Source organism: Burkholderia sp. BCC1988 (genome assembly GCF_905339895.1).
Taxonomy (GTDB): domain Bacteria; phylum Pseudomonadota; class Gammaproteobacteria; order Burkholderiales; family Burkholderiaceae; genus Burkholderia.
Genome location: NZ_CAJPHA010000002.1, coordinates 132556 through 151730 on the forward strand (window position 1 = coordinate 132556; position 19175 = coordinate 151730).

Here is a 19175-nt window from a genome sequence, read left to right on the forward strand (position 1 = left end):
TCGGTCGGATCATGCTACCCGCCGATCCGCAAAATATGCGTCTGATTTCATTGGGATTTCGCTCACGGATAGTGTAAATATTCCGGATGTAGCCACTCTTCCGGAATATTTCGACCATGAGCGCAAACCCGCGTCGGCTCGACCGCATCGACATCGGCATACTGAACCAGCTCCAGCAGAACGCGCGCATCACGAACGCGGAGCTCGCGCGCGCGGTGAACCTGTCCGCCACGCCGTGCTTCAACCGCGTGCGCGCGCTGGAGAAGCTCGGGCTGTTCCGCCAGCAAGTCACGTTGCTCGATCCCGAGCCGCTCGGGCTGCGGATCAACGTGTTCATCCAGGTCAGCCTCGAGAAGCAGGTCGAGGATGCGCTGCAGCGTTTCGAGGAGGCGATCTCGCAGCGGCCCGAGGTGATGGAGTGTTACCTGATGTCGGGCGACGCCGACTATCTGCTGCGCGTCGTGATGCCCGACATGCGCACGCTCGAGCGCTTCATCATCGAACGGCTGACGACGATTCCCGGCGTGTCGAACATCCGGTCGAGCTTCGCGCTGAAGCAGGTGCGCTACAAGACCGCGCTGCCGCTGCCGGCGGCCGGGCTGACGCTCGTCGATCCGGACGAGTCGGCGTCCGACTGGGGCTGAGCGCGGGGCGCCGGCGCCCCGTCCGGTTTCAGGTTTCAGACGAAACGGCGACAACGCGCCGACGATTGCCCGACGCCGTCGAAAGGGGCGGACTGCCGCGGTCCGGCCGCTGCGCGTCGCTGCGCGTTGCCGCGCGGGGCGCTCGCGTCTTCACGACGCCGCGCGGCACGATCGCGTATGCTCGTTCGGTCAGCGGCGAAGGCGGCTGCCGGAGCCGATTCAATCGTGTGACGACCGATCAACGAGCGAGGGCATGATGGCTAGACAGACGATGGCGGAATACCTGGCGAAGACGCTGGCGGCAGCGGGCGTCGAGCGCATCTGGGGCGTGACGGGAGACAGCCTGAACGGGCTGTCGTTCAGCCTGGGCCAGATCGGCTCGATCCGCTGGATGCATACGCGGCACGAGGAAAGCGCGGCGTTCGCCGCGGGCGCGGATGCCGCGTCGACCGGGCGGCTCGCGGTGTGCGCGGGCAGTTGCGGCCCCGGCAACCTGCACCTGATCAACGGGCTGTACGACTGCCACCGCAATCACCAGCCGGTGCTCGCGATCGCCGCGCACATTCCGTCGACCGAGATCGGCCTCGGCTATTTCCAGGAAACCCATCCGCAGGACCTGTTCCGCGAATGCAGCCATTTCGCGGAACTCGTGACGAACGCGTCGCAGTTCCCGCGCGTGCTCGCGCGCGCGATGCGCACCGCGATCGAGGAGCGCGGCGTCGCGGTGATCGTGCTGCCGGGCGACATCGCGCTCGGCGACGGCCCGGAGGAAGCGCCCGCGTGGAGCGACTCGGCGCCGCCGTCGATCCTGCCGGCGGACGCCGATCTCGACCGGCTCGCGGCGCTGCTCAATGGGTCGGACGCGGTCACGCTGCTGTGCGGCAGCGGCACGCAGGGCGCGCACGACGAAGTGGTCGCGCTGGCCGACACGCTCGGCGCGCCGGTCGTGCATGCGCTGCGCGGCAAGCCGTTCGTCGAATGGGACAACCCGTTTGACGTCGGGATGACCGGCCTGGTCGGCTTCAGCTCCGGCTATCACGCGATGGAATCGTGCGACACGCTGTTGATGCTCGGCACGGACTTCCCGTACCGGCCGTTCTATCCGACGAATGCGAAGGTCGCGCAGATCGACTGGAAGGGCTCGCAGCTCGGCCATCGCGCGCCGCTCGCGCTCGGGCTCGTCGGCACCGTGAAGGAAACGATCGCCGCGCTGCTGCCGCGCCTCACGCGCAAGACGCAGCGGCGCTTCCTCGAGAACGCGTTGAAGCATTACGCGGCCGCGCGCAAGGGCCTCGACGATCTCGCGGTGGCCGAGCCGCCGGGCCGCGCGATCCATCCGCAATACCTGACGAAGATCGTCGACGAAGTCGCGGCCGACGACGCGATCTTCACGGCCGACGTCGGCACGCCGACGCTGTGGGCCGCGCGTTACCTGACGATGAACGGCAAGCGCCAGCTGCATGGTTCGTTCAATCACGGCTCGATGGCGAACGCGATGCCGCAGGCGCTCGGCGCGCAGGGCGCGCATCCTGGGCGGCAGGTCGTGTCGCTGTCTGGCGACGGCGGGCTGTCGATGCTGCTCGGCGATCTTCTGACCGCGCGCCAGCTCGACCTGCCGATCAAGATCGTCGTCTACAACAACAGCCTGCTCGGCTTCGTGTCGATGGAGCTGAAGGCGGCCGGCTATCTCGACACGAACGTCGACCTGAGCCCGACCGACTTCGCGGCGATCGCGAAGGGCGCGGGGATCTTCAGCGTGCGCGTCGAGCATTCGGAGAACGTCGAGCACGCGCTGCGCACCGCATTCGCGCACGACGGGCCGGCGGTCGTCGACGTCGTGACGTCGAAGTACGAACTGGCGATGCCGCCGAAGATCGAGTTCGCGCATGCGAAGGGCTTCAGCCTGTTCATGCTGCGCGCGATCCTCAGCGGGCGCGGCGACGAGATCGTCGAGCTGGCGCGGACCAATCTGCGGTGAGGCGGCGGGGCGGCGCGAACCGTCGAGCGGCGAACCGTCGGCGCTCGAGACGGCCCTGCGGCAGGTCACGATCGTCGGCGCGCGGTATCCCGCGCAGCTTCGGCGGCGCAATCAGGGACAATCTTCACGTCGCCTTAAGTTTGCATTTCCTAGAATCGATGGAGCGCCGCGCGTGCGTGGCGGACGGATTTGTTCAGGAGGATGCACGTGAAAGAGCCCCGTGGCGTCGTAGCCCTGTTACAGGCAGTCATTGGCATGCCGAAGCTGATGGCGCAACCGCGCAAGGTTGGCCGATGATCTGGCCGAATGCGTTGCGTGTCTCGGCACTGTTCGTGCGAGAGTGGGTCGGCCGCCCGGCCGCGGTGGGCGCGTTGTGCCCGAGTTCGCGGCATCTGGCGCGCGAGATGGCCGATGCGGTGCCGGACGGCGACGGGCTCGTCGTCGAGCTCGGCGGCGGCACCGGTGCGATCACCGCCGCGTTGCTCGAACGCGGCGTCGCGCCGGGGCGCCTCGTCGTGGTCGAGCGGGCGCCGGCGTTCGTGCAGCACCTGCGGCGGCGCTTTCCCGGGATTTCGATCGTATCGGGCGACGCGCGGCAGCTCGAGCGGCTGCTGCCGCCCGATGCGCGTGTCGACGCGATCGTGTCCTGCCTGCCGCTGCGCACGTTGCCGCGCGAGGACGTGACGGCGATCGTCGGGCAGTGCGAGCGTGTGCTGTCGGTCGACGGCGTAATGATCCAGTTCACCTACGACCTGCGCGTGCCCGAGCGTCACCCGCTGCGCGATCCGGCATTCGTTGCCGATGCCAGCCGAATCGTGTGGGCAAATATTCCGCCCGCGCGCATCGTCACGATGCGCAGGGCCGCCATCGGACAGGTGGCGTGATGCCCGCATCCTGACACGCTACCTTTCATCGACCCTGCGGAGGCCGTCGGTCGCGGCTCATGTTGCGGCGTCCGGCACGCGCGCCGCAGGCCGCGATGCGACCCGCCTGATGAAGCGGTCGAGCGCGTCGCGTAGCCGCTTCATCACGCACGATCTCGACGACGCATCGCGGATCGGCGACCGGATCGCGATCCTGCGCGACGGCACGCCGGACGACATCCTGTCGCGTCCGGCGGACGATGATGTGCGGCGGCTCGTCGAGAAGCAGAGGAATGCGAACTGATATGGCGGGAGCGGGCTAGCGAAGCACGGGGGCGTTTCGCCTGTGTTTTGAGCGGCAGCCTGCCGATACCCGCACGCGGTTGCACCGCAGGCAGCCCGTGGGTCACGTGCGGCGCACCTCGGGGGGATTTGCGTCGCCATTCCACGGCGCTTGCCGTCAGGAATCCTCGTTCCGGCCGATAACCGGACTCGCGCGCGCCCGCGCTCGCCGCGGACAGGATCCGAGGAAAAAGCGCCGAATCATAGTCGAAACATTTCTAAATGGCGCTCCATGCGGGATTTTGATGCCTCATCGGAATGAATTCGGCGGGCGTCCTTGCCGGGCCTGCGTTTGCGATTGGGATTGGATATCCGGTGCTACGGGCATACCCGTATGGGCCGGCCGCGGCCGTTCAAAAGTGAAACATTCCGCGCTTGCAGGGACCTTCTTCGGAAGATCGGACAAGCGTTTGAATACATAGAGAAATCCATCCGCGGGTCGAGAGTGTCCCGGCCCCGTGCCGATCGACACGTTTCAGGCCTGAAACATAAATCGCATGCCGTAATCGGGCGAGGCGGGTTATGTCGCGCAAAGCATCCAACCGGCTCCCTGTCGTCAGGCAGCTGGCGGGATTGGCATCGCCGATGCGTGTTGTCCTCCGGATTGGTGCAGTTGGCCAAGCCGTTCCTCGTTACTTCAGGAGGATTTCATGCGCAAAACTCTATTGGCGTCTGCTGCGCTTCTCGCCTTGGGATGCAGCGGCTACGCAATGGCGAATCCATGCAGCAGCGATACCAGTTCGACATGCAGTCAGAAAGCCGATGACGGATCGAACACTCTCAGCAACGCAGTCAGCTCAACCCAGACCAGCTCCACCGGGTCCAATGCGAATGAAGTTTCGCCTGGCGCGAGTGTCTACCAGGATTCGTACAACAGCACCAAGATCGTCGCGATCAGCAAACTCGACGGGTACGTGAGCAATGTCCAGGTCTGGGGCATCGGCAACAACGCGACCAACTCGGGCAGCGCGGCCGGCGGAAGCGGCGGCAAGGGCGGCAACGGGTATGGCTACGGCGGCATCGGCGGTAATGGCGGAAGCGGCGGTGCAGGCGGCGCCGGCGGCAAAGGCGGCAGCGCGCATAACGGCAGCGCCACGGCGGGCAACGCCAGCAATGGCAGCGCGACGGCCGGCACCGGCAACGGCGGCGGCGGCGGAGCCGGCGGCTCACCTGACGCCAGCGGCGGGGGCGGCGGCAATGCCACTGCGAGCGGCGGCTCCGGCTCCGGCACGGGCGGCGGCGCGATCGCGGCCTCGGTCGGCGTAGGCGGTTCCGGCAAGGGCAGCGGCACAGGCTGGGGCGGCGGCGCCGGCACAGCCGATGCCGGTTCCGCATGGGCCAAGAATCATGGCAGCGGAAGCGCGTCGGCATCGGCCGGCAGCGGCACCGGAACCGGCACGGGTACCGGCACTGGCTCGGGCAGTGGCTCAGGCGGCGCAGGGTCGGCGGGCACGTCGACCGCTTCGGGCGGATCGGGCTCGGGCACCGGCGGCGCGGGTGCGGCCGCGGGCGGCACCGGCGGCGCGGCGGCGGCCACGGCGGGCAACGGCGGTGCCGGCGGCGCGGGCACGGGCGGCGGCGCGACGAACGGCGGCGCGACGACGACGGCCAGCAACGGCGGCGCAACCGCGGGTAGCGGCGCGGTGGGCGCGATGGGCGGCGCGGGCGGCGCAGGCGGCACCGGCAACGGCGGCGTCGGTAACGGCGCGGTCGGCGGCGCGGGTGGCGCAGGCGGAGCCAATGCGGTCAACGCGGGGACGTTCAACATGTCCAACGCGATGGCGAGCGTCGGCCAGACCGCCGCGGGCATCATGGTCGCCAACCAGAACAGCGGCATGGCGTCGTTCGTTCAGCAGGCCGTGACCGTGCAGGCGAACCTGTCCGTAGGACGTTAGCCGGCCGGCCGGGCCTGGCGAGCCGGATGCATTGACGCGGGCGCAGGCGAGCCCGCGACTTGCGTTCCATCGCCGATGGACAGGACCGCCGGCGAGGGCGGGATGGCCGAACGGCCGTCTCGCTCTCGTTGGCGCAGGCCGGGCTGATTTCCGTCGATCGACGGTCACGCGGATTCCGCTCCCTGCGCGCCGGTTTCGAGCCGGCTCGCGCAGGGACCAAGGAGACAGCCATGCGAATCCGAACGGCACTTTTGCTGGTGATATTGCCTGCGGCGCTGCTGCCGGGCCTGACGGCCCATGCCACGGCTGACGGGTCGCGAACCGTTGCGGCGGAGGCCACCGCCGATGTTGCGCCGGCAGCCGCAGCTTCCCCACCCGCCGCGCGCGCGGATTACGCCGATCCGGCCGCGGCCGTCGAGCCCCCTGCGGCAGCCATACCCGCTGCGACCGACACCGCGACCGCTCAAGCGGGCGGCTTCGGTGTCGCGATGACGCCTGACCAGCTCGACGAGCATCGGGGCGGCGATGCGCTGATCGGCCAAAACTATCTGACCGGCGCGGTGACCGACAACGTGGCGAACCGCGTGTCGACCGGCTCGAATTCGATCGCCGACGGCTCGTTCGCCAATGCGAGCGGCCTGCCCACGGTCATCCAGAATACCGGCGCCAACGTGCTGATTCAGAACGCGACGGTGCTCAACGTGCGCTTCGGGAACTGAGCGATGAGACCGGTTGCCGCAGCATGCATCGCGGCGCTCGCTTACGCGCTGTCCGTCCCGATTGCATGGGCGGACGAGATGACGGTCGTCGATCCGGCGGGCGCAGGCTATGCGATGCACGTCACGAGTCTCAAGGAGGCCCGCTTCAAGCGCACCGTCAAGCAGCAATTCGATTTCAGTTGCGGGTCGGCTGCCGTCGCGACGCTGCTGACTTATCAGTATGACTATCCGATGACCGAGCAGACCGCCTTCGCCCAGATGTGGGAGAACGGCAATCAGGAGAAGATTCGCCAGCAGGGCTTCTCGCTGCTCGACATCCGGCGGTTTCTCGACGCGCACGGCTTCGTCGCGGACGGCTTCGAGCTGCCGTTGCAGACGCTCGCCAGGACGCACACGCCGGCGATCGTGTTGATCACCGAGCACGGCTATCACCATTTCGTGGTCGTGAAGGGGCTGCGTGACGGGCGTGTGCTCGTCGGCGATCCGGCCACCGGCACGCGCCCGATGTCGCTGGCGAGCTTCGAGCAGAAGTGGGAAGACCATGTGATTTTCGTGATTCACAACCGGCCCGAGCTGGCGGTGTTCAACGACCCGCGTGACTGGCGCGTCGCGCCCAGCGCGCCGCTCTACACCGGTATCGCGCGCGACGGCCTGTACAACGTCGTGATGCCGAAGCACGGCCCGAACGACTTTTGAGGACCGTCATGAGATCCCAGACCAGGAACATCGCCGGCATCGCCGTGATGGTGTGCGGCGGGGTGACGTCCGTGAGTGCGGCGGCGATGCAGGACGAAGCGCTGGCCGCGACCGACGTGCCGGTCGCGCAGACGAGCGGCGTCGTCGAGGCATCCGCCGCGAATGCGGGCGCGGATGCGGCGCCTGCGGAGTCGCGGGCCGGCGAGGTGCCGATCCTGCGTGCCGCGCCGCTCGCGATGGCGGAGTGCGCGGCAGGGCCGCCGGCCGTGGAGCCGGGCGGCGCGCAGGAACGGAACTGGCCGGCAGCCGGCGCGATCGCGCTCAGCGACGCGCGCCTCGATGCGATGCGCGGCGGCTTCGATATGCCGAGCGGTCTGAAGGTTTCGTTCGGCGTGTCGCGTGTCGCGTTCGTGAACGGCAATCTGGTCACGACGACCAGCTTCAACATCCCGGACATCAGTCATATCACCGCGCAACAGGCGCAGGCGCTGGCGGCCGCGAACGCGGGCGCGCTGATCCAGGTCGGCGCCGGCAACGCCGCGCAGCCCGCCGCGCTGCCGGCGCTGACCGGCGCAGTAATCCAGAACACGTTGAACAACCAGCAAATCCAGGCGGTGACGACGATCAACACGACCGTCAACACACTGTCGACGTTCAAGAACCTGAACGTGATGTCGACGCTGAACAATGCGTTGATCGGCGTGTTGCCGGGGCGATGAAGGCTCGGTGAGCGACCGATGAATGGCAGACGAGCGCGCACTGGCGCGCCGGGGCCCGCGTGCGGCGCGCGGCCCGCCGCACGCGCACGCGGGCGATCAGAATGCGATCGGCACGCGCAGCGTCATGACCACGTCCGGCGTGTCGCGTGTGAGGCCGGCACCGATCGAGAGATTCAGCGTGGTCTTCGGCGACAACCGGTACGAGTAACCGAGGAGCAGTGAGCCGAGGATCACGCGCACCGAACTGGGGACCGTCTGGCCGTTCTGTTTCGTCGGCAGTACGATGCTCTGGTCGTAGCCGAGGCTCACCGACGCTTTCTCGTTCAGCGCGAGGCCCATGCCGATATTGAAACCCCAGATGTCGCCGGGCTGCACTTTGCCGATGAAGTCCTTCTGTCCATCGCGAATCGTGAGGCTGAGATTGTCGCGGCTGAAGCTGTGCAGATAGCTCAGGTTGCCGAAGAACACCACCGGGTCGGACGGAAAGAGCCACGTGAGGCCAGGCTGGATCGCGTAGAAGCCGGAGCCCGTCGGCTGCTCGAGCGGCAGGCCGGTGCCGGTGGCATTGCCGACGCAGCGCGTGACGCAGTCGGTGACGACGTCGAACGGGCTCTTGCCGGTGGCGCTCTTGAAGCGCAGCCAGCCGATGTAATAGAACTTGTCGGGGCCGCCGGTATTGAACTGGTAGCGCAGCGTCATTTCGACGTCGCCGAGGCCTTTGCCGTGGCTGTTGAACGCGTTGTCCTGGGCGGTACCGGTGAAGATCTCGCGGCTGATCGTGTCGTTCGTCGAGTACACATAGGGGACGCGGACTTCGACTTCCATCCGGTTGGTGATCCCGTAGCGCACCGCGACCGCGCCCGTCAGCGTGGTCGTCTTGACTTCCCGCACGTCGACCAGGCCGATCAGCAGCGCCGGGATGATCGTGTAGCCGACGAGTGCGACGCGGTTCGACGACGAATAGCTGAACTGGAACGACGGCTCGACGACGAACTTGTTCTTCGGCGTCAGCACGCCGGGCTGATCGAAGATCGGCGCGACAGGCGGCGGTGCGGTTTCCGCCACCGGCGCCTGGCCGACCGGCCGGCTCGGCGGCGCGGCGGACCCGGCCGACGATTGCACGTTGCCGGGGGCGTTGCCGGCCGCGCCGGGCGCGCCGCCCGGGGAGCCGGTATCGGCCTGCGTCGCCGCGTCGCCGGAGCCGCCGGCATCGCCGGTGCCCGCGCCACGCCGGGCCGCGAGTTCGCGGTTGTCCAGCGCCCGGCTCAGGCGCGAGAGATTGGCTTCCTCGTCGGCCAGTTTGCGCTTGAGCGCACTCAGTTCCTGCAGATGGCGATCGACTTCGTGGCGCAGCGCGGAAATGTTCTCCTGCGTCGACTGGGCGTCCAGCGACTGCGCTTGCGCCTGGGCCTGAAAGAGCAGCACGCTTGCATAGCTGATGGCATGGATGCAGCGAAATGGCATGCGCTTCACGGTGCGTCTCCACGATCGGGCCTGCGGTTCCCCGGTGCACACCGACGGCTGGCCGGCGCGCGTGTTGCCCCGGATCGCCTCGCGTCACATCGCACGCGAGCCAGAGGATGTTTCTCCGGCGGCAACGACATGCGTGACCGAACGCAATGAAACGTCGGCAGCGAGGCCGCGCGCCGACACTCGATTGTCAATGTGCACGACGTCATGTCCCGCCGGCCGAACGACGCGGGGGCAGACCTCACGAGGCTAGTGCAGGCGGGCATCGAAAACCAACCAGACAAACCCTTGCCCACGTACGGTGGACAACGGACGTCACGGTTCTCCCTGTTTCACCGGGGTTTGCGTCAAAACCGAATGCACGTTTCGAGCCCGTGCGCGCAGGCTGCGCGGCGGATTCATGGCAGTGTTTTCCCCTGTGCCGGCGGGCGTTGTTCCGACCAGGCGATGCAGGGGGCCGACCGTCGTTGCCGGAGACGCGATCGCGCGGAAGTCGCGCGTTCCCTTCCATCCGTGGGGCGCGTCGGTTGCGCGGGAAACGATTCGACGCGAGCGCGATCGTGCCGCGGCTCGTCGGCCCGCACGGGTTGAACGCGATCAGGTATCGGGAATACGGCTCGGGCTTGATGGCCGCGCGATACGTCGCGCTCGTCGTGCGGCATGGTCGGTGCCTGACGTCGAGGTGGCACGCAGCGTACCGGCGAATCGTGGGCGGTTGTCCTGTCAGCGTTGACCGGGCGCACGCACGACCTGCGCCGAATCACGTTGCCTCGCGTCGTCGCGGCGCGAAACAAAAAACCCGCCGGCAGGCTGGCGCTTGCGGGCGGGCGAAGACACCTCGGGCCGAGCGGCGCGGGTGTCGCGTGAAGAACGGAGAACCGGGTTGCGTCAGAACTTGTGGCGCAGCGCGAGACGCACGGCCACCTGGTTCGACGTCGACGACGGCGCGTCGGTGCCGGGGATGAACGCGTTGTCGAGAATCGAGTTCGTCTTGTCGCCGGCGATGTGCTGGTACGCGGCCTGCACGTACACGTCGGTGCGCTTCGACAGGTTGTAGTCGGCCATCAGTCCGACCGAGTGGATCTTCGGCTTCGCGTCGCCGGTCGATGCGTCGTACTTCTCGAGCGACAACACGTACTGCGCGCCGACCATGAACGCCGGCGTGATCTGGTACGAACCGTTCACCTCGAAGTTCTGGTACTTGATCGCGCTGACGGTCGCACCCGGTGCGATGATCGCGCCTGGCGTGCCGAGGTAGCCGTTGCCGGTCGGGTTCTTGTAGTTCGAGTTCGTGTATGCGAAGCCGACCGTCGCGGGTCCGAACGTGTAGTTGATGCCCGCGCCGAACACGCGCATGCGCTCGGCGATGTAGCTCGCGTCGTTCGCGGTGATCGCGCCGGCCGAGCCGTCGCCCGGACGGTTCGCCTGCAGGTAGGCGGCGCCGATCAGCAGGCCGTTGTTCTGGTATTGCGCGCCGAAGCTGTACGCGCGGTTGTCCGAGAAGTTCGTGCTGTTGCTGAAGCTGTATGCACCGCCGAACTGGAAGCCGCCGAAGTTCGGGCTCGCGTACTTCACCGTGTTGTCGAGGCGGAACGAGTTGTCGGTGTTGTCGTTGTCGAACGGGTGCGCGAGCAGGTAGCCGCCCCAGTTGCCGTTGGCCGTGGTCGGCGCGAGATAGTCGACGACGGAGTCGTACTGGCGGCCGAACGTCAGCGTGCCGTACTGCGTCTGGCTCAGGCCGACGTATGCCTGGCGGCCGAACATGCGGCCGCCCTGGTTGAGCCGGCCGGTGTTCACGTCGAAGCCGTTCTCGAGCTGGAAGATCGCCTTCATGCCGCCGCCGAGATCCTCGCTGCCCTTCAGGCCCCAGCGGCTGCCTTGCGCGTAGCCGCTCGCCATCTCGTAGACGTGGCCGGTGCCGACGTTGTTCGTGTAGTTCAGGCCTTCGTCGATCACGCCGTACAGCGTGACGCTGCTTTGCGCGAACGCGGGGGCTGCGAAGGTTGCCGTTACGGCGAGCGCCGTCAGGGTCTTTTTCATTGAGAGATCTCCGGGATATCCAGCTTCTTGTATCGGTTGTCGTGAGCGCGTCCGGCGAGGCGCGCCCCGTCATCCGGGGCGACCTGGCGCAGCGCGCGCGGCGCCGGAAACGCGCGATGCGCGGCGGCGCGGCGACCGGCTGGGTCGGGTCGTGTCTCCTCCGATGACACCGCGCATTCTTCCCAAGCCGAAACGGATTCGAAAGCGAGTAATTTCGATGGATGGGATCGGGTTCGCCAATGGGGCGCGGCGGGTCGTTTCGACGGTCGAAACGGTGTGCGCGGCGCCGCGCTTCAATGTGGGTCGAGCGGTGCCCGAACAAGGCTCGACGCAGCCCGTTCCGGGCCGTGCGCGGGCCCGGTGAATCGGCTGAGGGGCCCGTCCGGCGGGCCTCGCGAGGCACCCGACGATCGATTGGCGCTGCCGATTGCAATGATCGGAATTACTCGTTTCCCTAAACATATTGGTGGCTCGACCATGCAGCCTGACCGGACGTGGCTGGCTTCGCGATTTGCCGGTCGCCGCGCATGCCGCGACGCACAAACAACAGATTCGATTTGGAGACGACCCACCATGCAGATTCGACGACTGAAAACGGTCCTTCTCGCCGCCGCGGCGATCCTGTCCGCGCCCGCGGCCCATGCGGCCGGCGGCGCGTGCGCCGACGGCAAGACGGTCCATTTCGCGGGCATCACGTGGGAGAGCGGGTCGTTTGCGACCGAAGTGCTGCGGCAGATCATGGAGAAGGGCTACGGCTGCAAGACGGACGTCGTGCCGGGCAGCACGGCCGCCACCGAAACGGCGCTCGCGCGCAACGACCTGCAGATCTGGGCCGAGCAGTGGACGGGCCGCAGCGAGATCACCGCGAAGGCCGTTTCGTCGGGCGCCGTGAAGCTGATCGGCGACACGCTGCCGGGCGGCACGACCGAAGGCTGGTTCGTGCCCGACTACGTGGTGAAGGGCGATCCGGCGCGCAACATCAAGCCGGTCGCGCCCGGGCTCGTGTCGGTCGACGATTTGCCGAAGTTCAAGCAGGTGTTCGCCGACGAGGAGGAACCGGACAAGGGCCGCTTCCTGAACTGCCCGACGGGCTGGGACTGCGAGCGCGTGAACACGCGCCTGCTGAAGGTGCTGAAGCTCGACCAGTCGTACACGAACTTCCACCCGGGCACCGGTGCGGCGCTCGACGCGGCGATCGCGTCCGCGTACCAGCGCGGCGCGCCGATCGTGTTCTATTACTGGGGCCCGGCCGCGCTGATGGCGAAATACAAGTTCACCGCGCTGAAGATGCCGGCCTATAACGAAGCATGCTGGAAGACGTTGCGCGACGAGAGCAGCACGCACCAGTGCGCGTCGTCGTACATGGTGTCGCGGCTGACGGTCGGCGTGTCGAAGCCGTTCGCCGATGCGAATCCCGATCTCGTCGGCGTATTCGGCAAGGTGCGTTTCCCGATGGACTTCCTGAACCAGACGATCCTCGAGATGACGACGAGGAAGATCGACGGCGCGGCGATGGCCACGCAGTTCCTGAAGACCCGTCAGGACATGTGGAAGCAGTGGGTGCCGGCCGACGTCGCGCAGAAGATCGCCGGCAGCCTGAAGGGCGCGTAACCTGCGCGCGGCGACGGGCCCGCGCCCGCCGCCGCCGTCACGCGCCTTCGCGGCGCGACGGAGAATCAACATGAACGGCTTCTTTCTGCACCTGTCGATCGCCGACTGGGTGAACAGCGCGCTCGAGACGTTCGTCGCGCAATACGGCGACAGCTTCCATCACTTCAGCGCGCTCGTGTTGCGCTACCTGCTCGTGCCGCTCGAAGGCGCGCTGCGCGTCGCGCCGCCGTGGCTCGTGCTGCTGGTCGTCGGCGCGATCGCGTGGAACGCGACGCGTCGTATCGGCCTCGGCGCGCTCTTCATGCTGCTGCTCTACGCGATCGGCTGCTTCGGCCTGTGGGACAAGCTGATGCAGACGCTCGCGCTGATGCTCGTCGCGACGGTGCTGTCGGTTGCGATCGGCGTGCCGGCCGGCATCCTCGCGTCGCGCAGCGCATGGCTGCGCCGGATGCTGCTGCCCGTGCTCGACGTGATGCAGACGCTGCCGAGCTTCGTGTACCTGATCCCGGTGCTGATGCTGTTCGGCCTCGGCAAGGTGCCCGCGATCCTCGCGACGATCATCTACGCGCTGCCGCCGCTGATCCGCCTGACCGATCTCGGCATCCGCCAGGTCGATCCGGACGTGACGGAAGCCGCGCGTGCGTTCGGCACGACGCGCTGGCAATTGCTCGTCAACGTGCAGTTGCCGCTCGCGCGGCCGAGCATCATGGCCGGCATCAACCAGACGACGATGATGGCGCTGTCGATGGTCGTGATCGCGTCGATGATCGGCTCGCGCGGGCTCGGCGAGGACGTGCTCGCGGGCATCCAGACACTCGACGTCGGCAAGGGCACGCAGGCCGGCCTCGCGATCGTGATCCTCGCGATCGTGATCGACCGGATCAGCCAGGGCTTCGGCCAGGAGCGGCGCGCGCGCCGCCGGCTCGCACAGCAGCGCCGACAGAAGGGCGCGTCGCGCGTGCCGTACCGGATGCCGCGCAAGGCGGAGTCGGCGGGCGTCGATTCGAATCAGGCGACGCAATCGTCGCGCGCATAGGAACGGAGGCAGACATGGCGACCATCGACGTCAAACACGTGTACAAGCTGTTCGGGCCGCAGGCCGCGCATGCGCGCGTGCTCGACCTGCTGCGCTCGGGCAAGCGCAAGGCCGACGTGCTGGCCGAAACCGGCTGCAACGTCGGGCTCAACGACGTGAGCCTCGGCATCGAGTCGGGCGAGATCTTCGTGATCATGGGGCTGTCGGGTTCCGGGAAATCGACGCTCGTGCGGCACTTCAACCGGCTGATCGAGCCGACGGCCGGCGAGATCGTGATCGACGGCAGCGACGTGATCAAGCTCGACGCGCACGGGCTGCGCGAGCTGCGCCGTTTCAAGGTCAGCATGGTGTTCCAGAACTTCGGGCTGCTGCCGCACCAGACCGTGCTCGACAACGCCGCGTATGCGCTGCGCACGCGCGGCGAGAAGCGCCACGACGCGGCCGAGGCCGCGCGCAACTGGCTGACGAAGGTCGGGCTCGACGGCTACGGCGATCATTATCCGGACGAGCTGTCGGGCGGGATGCGGCAGCGTGTCGGGCTGGCGCGCGCGCTGGCGGCCGATACCGACGTGCTGCTGATGGACGAGGCGTTCTCCGCGCTCGATCCGCTGATCCGTACCGAGATGCAGGATCAGCTGCTCGAACTGCAGGCGACGCTGTCGAAGACGATCGTGTTCATCACGCACGATCTCGACGAGGCGCTGCGCATCGGCGACCGGATCGCGATCCTGCGCGACGGCACGCTCGTGCAGGTCGGCACGCCGGACGACATCCTGTCGCGTCCGGCGGACGATTATGTGCGGCGGTTCGTCGAGAAGCGCACGAGCGTGAACTGACGCGCGTCACTCCGCCCAGGGCCGCGTACTGCGTTCACTGCGCGCGGTGCGCGGCCGTCGTCAGCACGATCTTGCCGACGTGCACACCGGAGTCGATCAGCGCGTGCGCGCCGCGCGCGTCGTCGAGCGGGAAGGTGCGGAACACCTGCGGCCTGACCGTGCCGGCTGCGACGTGCGGCCACAGGTGCCGTTCGAGTTCGGCGATGAGCGCGCCCTTCTCCTCCGGCGTGCGCGAGCGCAGCGTCGAACCGATGTGCGTCAGGCGCTTGGTCATCATCGGCCACACGTCGAGTTCCTTCGCCGGCCCGTTCAGCGCGCTGACCTGCAGGATCCGCCCGTTCATCGCCGCGGCCCGGTAATTGCGCGCGACGTAGTCGCCCGCGATGATGTCGAGGATCACGTCCACGCCCTTGCCGGCGGTGATCCTGTCGACTTCGGCAACGAAGTCTTCTTCCCGGTAATGCACCGCGTGATCCGCGCCAAGCTGCAGGCTCGCGGCGCGATGCGCTTCCGAGCCGACCGTCGTGATGACGGTCGACGCGCCCATCGCCTTCGCGATCATCGTCGCGGTGGTGCCGATGCCCGACGCGCCGCCGTGGATCAGCACCGATTCGCCCGCCTGCAGCCGCCCGCGCTGGATCAGGTTCAGCCAGACCGTCAGGAACGTTTCCGGCAGCGCCGCGGCTTCGATCATGTCGAGGCCGGGCGGCAGCTTCATCGTCGTGAGGTGATGGGCGACCGCATATTCCGCATAACCACCGCCCGTCACCAGCGCGCTGACCCGGTCGCCCGGCGCGAAGCCGTGCACGGCTGCGCCGGTCGCGACGACTTCGCCCGCGATTTCCAGGCCCGGGATGTCGGATGCGCCGGGCGGCGGGTTGTAGAGTCCCTTGCGTTGCAGCACGTCCGGGCCGTTCACGCCGGCGGCGTGAACCCGGATCAGCACTTCGTCGGCCTTCGGCTGCGGCGCGGGGCGACGTGCGGTTGCAAGGACTTCGGGGCCGCCGGGGCGGGTGATTTCGACTGCCGCCATGTCGGCGGGAACGGGGGAGAGCGTATCGGACATGTTTGCCTCGAAAAGACTGGTGAGTGGTCGGTGAAAAAAGTATAGGCTTGGGCCTTGATGAATTCGCGCAGCGATTTTCACGACCACAGATGCAAATTTGCATCACACCGGGAGAAGGCGCTTGAACTGGGACGACGCACGGATCTTTCTCGCGATCCATCGCGAACGCAGCCTGCGCGGCGCCGCGCGGGCGGTCGGGCTCGACCAGGCGACGGTCGGCCGGCGGCTCGCGGCACTCGAGCGTGCGCTCGGCGCGACGCTGTTCCTGCGCACGTCGGCCGGGTACGTGCCGACCGCGGTGGGCGAGGTCGCGCTGCGCAACGTGGAGAAGATGGAGCAATCGGCGATCGACCTGGTGCGGCAGACCCAGGGCGTCGACCGGCGTCTTGCCGGCGACGTGCGCGTGACGACGACCGATACGATCGGGCTCGAATTCGTGATGCGCGCGATGCGCGACCTGCACGACGAGCATCCGGACGTGCGCGTGCTGCTCAACACGTCGACGCAGGTGGAGAACCTGGCCAAGCGCGAGGCGGACATCGCGATCCGCACGATCAAGCCCGACAATCCCGATCTGCTCACGCGCCGGCTCGCCGCGTGGCCGACGGGGTTGTACGCGTCGGAGGAATACCTGGAGCGGCATGGCGAACCGGTGCCCGGCACCGGCTTCGAAGGGCATGACCTCGTGTGCTTCCTGCCGCACCTGAATGCACGCGGCCCGCTCACGGTGGTCGGCGAGCCGGTGCGCGCGGGGCGGATCGTGTCGGGGCTGAATTCGAATCTGATGTTGCGCGCGGCGGCGCGCGCCGGGCTTGGGCTCGCCGAGCTCCCGGTGCCGATCGCGGAGCGCGACGCGCTGGTGCGCGTGTGGCCGGCGCGTACGTCGGCGCGTCCTTACGAAGTCTGGATGGTGACGCACAAGGACTTGCGGCATACCGCGCGGATGAGCGCGATGATCGATCACATCGTGCAGGTGTTCGACGAGGTGGGCGTGCGGAGCGGGGCGCGGGATTGGAGGTGAATTGAAGTACGAGATGCGGTTCACTGCAGTGTGTCGACGATCTGCGGGATCGGCCCGGGCGGGTGTGACCTGTTCGATGCCGGCGAACCGGCCTTCGGGGCGTGAAAAACGAACGGCCGTAGTGATTTTCCGATGAACGAGAGGGCTCGATGAACCGATTCAGCGTGGACGGAAAAGCGCTTGGCGATTGGGCGAAGTTTCACGACTACTTCGCGAGCGAATTCGGATTTCCGGGTTACTACGGCCGGAACATGGATGCATGGAACGCTTGCATGAGCGACTATTGCTACGAGCACGGCATAGTGTCGCTGCGGATCGACGATGCGGGAGCGTTGAAGGATCGCTATCCGGAGATATTCGCCGCGCTCGTCGAGTGCAGCGCGTTCATCAACTGGCGAGCAACGAAGGAAGGGGGCGACCCGTTGATCGTGTTGTCCTATTGGGCGTAGTCGCGGCGTTGACGTTGCGTTGAGTTGAGTTGAGTCGCATCGTGAAGCCGATCGCCGGGCGGCCACGCAACCGCATCGCGCGCGCCTGCCCGCATCGTCGAGAACGCAGCCGCCTTAATGCGTGACCGTTTCCCGTTCGCTTGCTCTCACGGCAGCCGCGTCGCCACGCACCGCATCCGCCAGAACCAGATCCGCGCCTTTCTCCGCGACCATCATCGTCGGCGCGTTGATGTTGCCCGACGTGATGTTCGGGAACACCGATGCATCGACGATCCGCAGCGCCTGCAGCCCGTGCACGCGCAGCGACGCATCGACCACCGACGTCGCCGCGTCCGGCCCCATCGCGCACGAACCGCACAGGTGGTAGATCGAACCCGACTGCTCGCGGAAATACTGCAGCATCGCTTCGTCGGAATCGACCTGCGGCCCCGGCGAAATTTCCTCGACGGTCATCGACTTCAGCGCCGGCGCGCGCATCAGCGCACGAATCACCTTGCTGCCCTGCACGGCCTCGTCGAGATCCTTCTGCGTGGTCAGCGCATTGATGTGGATCTTGGCGGCATCTTCCGCGCGGTTCGAGGCGATCTCGATCGTGCCGCGGCTCGTCGGCCGGCACGGGTTGAACGCGATCAGGAATCCGGAGTAAGGCTCGGGCTTGATGCTCGCGCGGTCGCTCTTCGGGATCCGGTACGACAGCGGGTTGAAGTAAAGCTGAATGTTCGGCTCCTGCGCATCGGCCGTGCCGCGGAAGAAGCCGCCCGCCTGGTTCACGCTCATCGCGAGCGGGCCACGCTTCGTCAGCAGGTAGCGCAAGCCGATCTTCATCTTGCCGAGCAGGGTGCCCATCTCGTCGTTCAGCGTCGGCCGGTTCGCCTTGAAGTAGAAGCTTACGCACAGGTGGTCCTGCAGGTTGCGGCCGACGGCCGGCAGCGCATGCACGAGCGGCACGCGCCGGCGCGCGAGCAGCGCCGGATCGCCGACGCCCGACAGTTGCAGCAGCTTCGGCGTATCGACCGCGCCGGCCGCGAGGATCACCTCGCGCGCGGCGACGAGCGTTTCGTCGCCGTGTCCGCCCGCGACGACCACGCCGGTCGCGCGCGTGCCGTCGAACGTCACGCGCCGCACGAGCACGCCCGAGCGCAGCGTGAGGTTCGCGCGGCCCAGCGCGGGACGCAGGTACGCGAAGCTGCTGGAGCAGCGTTCGCCGTGCTTCGTGTTCAGGTCGTAGATGCCCGCGCCCTCGAACTGCGCGCCGTTGAAATCGTCGGTGCGCGGCAGGTTCAGTTCGCCGCAGCCCTTCAGGAACTCGTGGACGATCGGATGCACGTCGGCCTTCATCGACGTGATGTGGATCGGCCCCGTCGCGCCGTGATGCTGCGGATCGGTCGCGCCTGCCGCGTGGGTTTCGAGCTTGCGGAAGTACGGCAGCACGTCGTCGTACGCCCAGCCCGGATTGCCGGCGGCCGCCCAGTCGTCGTAGTCGCTGCGCTGGCCGCGCACGTAGACCATCGCGTTGATCGAGCCCGAGCCGCCGACCACCTTGCCGCGCGGGCAGTACAGCTTGCGATCGGCGAGCTGCGCCTCGGGCTCGCTGTAGTACATCCAGTTGTAGCGGCGGTTGTAGTAGGTCTTCGTGAAGCCGACGGGCACCTTGAACCAGAACGACGCGTCGCGTTCGCCCGCTTCGAGCAGCAGCACCGAGTGGCGGCCCGATTCGCTCAGGCGGTTCGCGAGGATGCAGCCGGCCGAGCCCGCGCCGACGATGATGTAGTCGTAGCTCATGTCTGTCC

General features: G+C 67.5%; 16 protein-coding genes and 1 pseudogene. 13 read left to right on the plus strand and 4 right to left on the minus strand.

Translation table 11 applies throughout. The features are described from left to right. Positions 1 to 116 precede the first annotated feature (116 nt). The 8 genes and pseudogenes from U4012_RS03465 to U4012_RS03500 all read left to right on the plus strand — a co-directional run bounded on the left by U4012_RS03465 (position 117) and on the right by U4012_RS03500 (position 7856). On the plus strand, positions 117 to 644 hold the full coding sequence (locus U4012_RS03465; protein WP_124487053.1) for an Lrp/AsnC family transcriptional regulator: 528 nt from the start codon (positions 117 to 119) through the stop codon (positions 642 to 644). Positions 645 to 900: 256 nt separating this feature from the next. Then, on the plus strand, positions 901 to 2622 hold the full coding sequence (gene poxB / locus U4012_RS03470; RefSeq protein WP_321796640.1) for a ubiquinone-dependent pyruvate dehydrogenase: 1722 nt from the start codon (positions 901 to 903) through the stop codon (positions 2620 to 2622). A 293-nt stretch (positions 2623 to 2915) separates the two neighbouring features. Further along, positions 2916 to 3506, plus strand: coding sequence for a class I SAM-dependent methyltransferase (locus tag U4012_RS03475; protein WP_044845405.1), 591 nt, complete (start codon positions 2916 to 2918; stop codon positions 3504 to 3506). A 139-nt stretch (positions 3507 to 3645) separates the two neighbouring features. Further along, positions 3646 to 3765 (plus strand): annotated as a pseudogene (locus U4012_RS03480) (glycine betaine/L-proline ABC transporter ATP-binding protein); the annotation flags it as partial. A 712-nt stretch (positions 3766 to 4477) separates the two neighbouring features. Beyond that, positions 4478 to 5722, plus strand: a complete 1245-nt coding sequence (locus tag U4012_RS03485; RefSeq protein WP_321796216.1) for a hypothetical protein — start codon at positions 4478 to 4480, stop codon at positions 5720 to 5722. 230 nt (positions 5723 to 5952) lie between these two features. After that, positions 5953 to 6441: a hypothetical protein gene (locus U4012_RS03490; RefSeq protein ID WP_321796218.1), complete on the plus strand. Its 489-nt coding sequence runs from the start codon at positions 5953 to 5955 to the stop codon at positions 6439 to 6441. Positions 6442 to 6444: 3 nt separating this feature from the next. Further along, positions 6445 to 7137 (plus strand): C39 family peptidase, encoded by a 693-nt coding sequence (locus U4012_RS03495; RefSeq protein WP_321796221.1) that lies wholly within the window; start codon positions 6445 to 6447, stop codon positions 7135 to 7137. Between the two features lie 8 nt (positions 7138 to 7145). Beyond that, complete coding sequence (locus tag U4012_RS03500; protein WP_321796223.1) at positions 7146 to 7856, plus strand: hypothetical protein; 711 nt, start codon at positions 7146 to 7148, stop codon at positions 7854 to 7856. Positions 7857 to 7952: 96 nt separating this feature from the next. Here the strand turns inward: U4012_RS03500 and U4012_RS03505 are convergent, their stop codons facing one another. Together U4012_RS03505 and U4012_RS03510 are read right to left on the minus strand one after the other, a co-directional pair. Continuing rightward, positions 7953 to 9329, minus strand: coding sequence for an acetate kinase (locus U4012_RS03505; RefSeq protein WP_415750354.1), 1377 nt, complete (start codon positions 9327 to 9329; stop codon positions 7953 to 7955). 885 nt (positions 9330 to 10214) lie between these two features. Then, entirely contained in the window at positions 10215 to 11366 is a 1152-nt protein-coding gene (locus tag U4012_RS03510; RefSeq protein WP_124487047.1) for a porin, read from the minus strand. 573 nt (positions 11367 to 11939) lie between these two features. Here U4012_RS03510 and U4012_RS03515 point away from each other — a divergent pair. The 3 genes from U4012_RS03515 to U4012_RS03525 all read left to right on the plus strand — a co-directional run bounded on the left by U4012_RS03515 (position 11940) and on the right by U4012_RS03525 (position 14849). Next, positions 11940 to 12977 carry an ABC transporter substrate-binding protein gene (locus U4012_RS03515; RefSeq protein WP_124487046.1) on the plus strand — a complete coding sequence of 346 codons (1038 nt, stop codon included), beginning with the start codon at positions 11940 to 11942 and terminating at the stop codon, positions 12975 to 12977. Positions 12978 to 13047: 70 nt separating this feature from the next. Next, positions 13048 to 14013 (plus strand): proline/glycine betaine ABC transporter permease, encoded by a 966-nt coding sequence (locus U4012_RS03520; protein WP_321796226.1) that lies wholly within the window; start codon positions 13048 to 13050, stop codon positions 14011 to 14013. 14 nt (positions 14014 to 14027) lie between these two features. Beyond that, the gene (locus U4012_RS03525; RefSeq protein ID WP_052664826.1) at positions 14028 to 14849 is read left to right on the plus strand and encodes a quaternary amine ABC transporter ATP-binding protein; all 822 of its coding nucleotides are present in this window, start codon (positions 14028 to 14030) and stop codon (positions 14847 to 14849) included. A gap of 34 nt (positions 14850 to 14883) precedes the next feature. Here U4012_RS03525 and U4012_RS03530 read toward each other — a convergent pair whose 3' ends face one another. After that, complete coding sequence (locus tag U4012_RS03530) at positions 14884 to 15915, minus strand: NAD(P)H-quinone oxidoreductase (protein ID WP_321796228.1); 1032 nt, start codon at positions 15913 to 15915, stop codon at positions 14884 to 14886. 121 nt (positions 15916 to 16036) lie between these two features. Between U4012_RS03530 and U4012_RS03535 the strand changes: the two genes are divergently transcribed. Both U4012_RS03535 and U4012_RS03540 read left to right on the plus strand, forming a co-directional pair. Then, a complete protein-coding gene (locus tag U4012_RS03535; protein WP_321796229.1) occupies positions 16037 to 16936 on the plus strand; it encodes a LysR family transcriptional regulator in 900 nt (299 codons plus the stop codon). 149 nt (positions 16937 to 17085) lie between these two features. Further along, positions 17086 to 17385 carry a barstar family protein gene (locus U4012_RS03540; protein ID WP_321796230.1) on the plus strand — a complete coding sequence of 100 codons (300 nt, stop codon included), beginning with the start codon at positions 17086 to 17088 and terminating at the stop codon, positions 17383 to 17385. Between the two features lie 114 nt (positions 17386 to 17499). Here U4012_RS03540 and U4012_RS03545 read toward each other — a convergent pair whose 3' ends face one another. Continuing rightward, positions 17500 to 19167 carry a GMC family oxidoreductase gene (locus U4012_RS03545; RefSeq protein WP_321796231.1) on the minus strand — a complete coding sequence of 556 codons (1668 nt, stop codon included), beginning with the start codon at positions 19165 to 19167 and terminating at the stop codon, positions 17500 to 17502. Positions 19168 to 19175 lie beyond the last annotated feature (8 nt).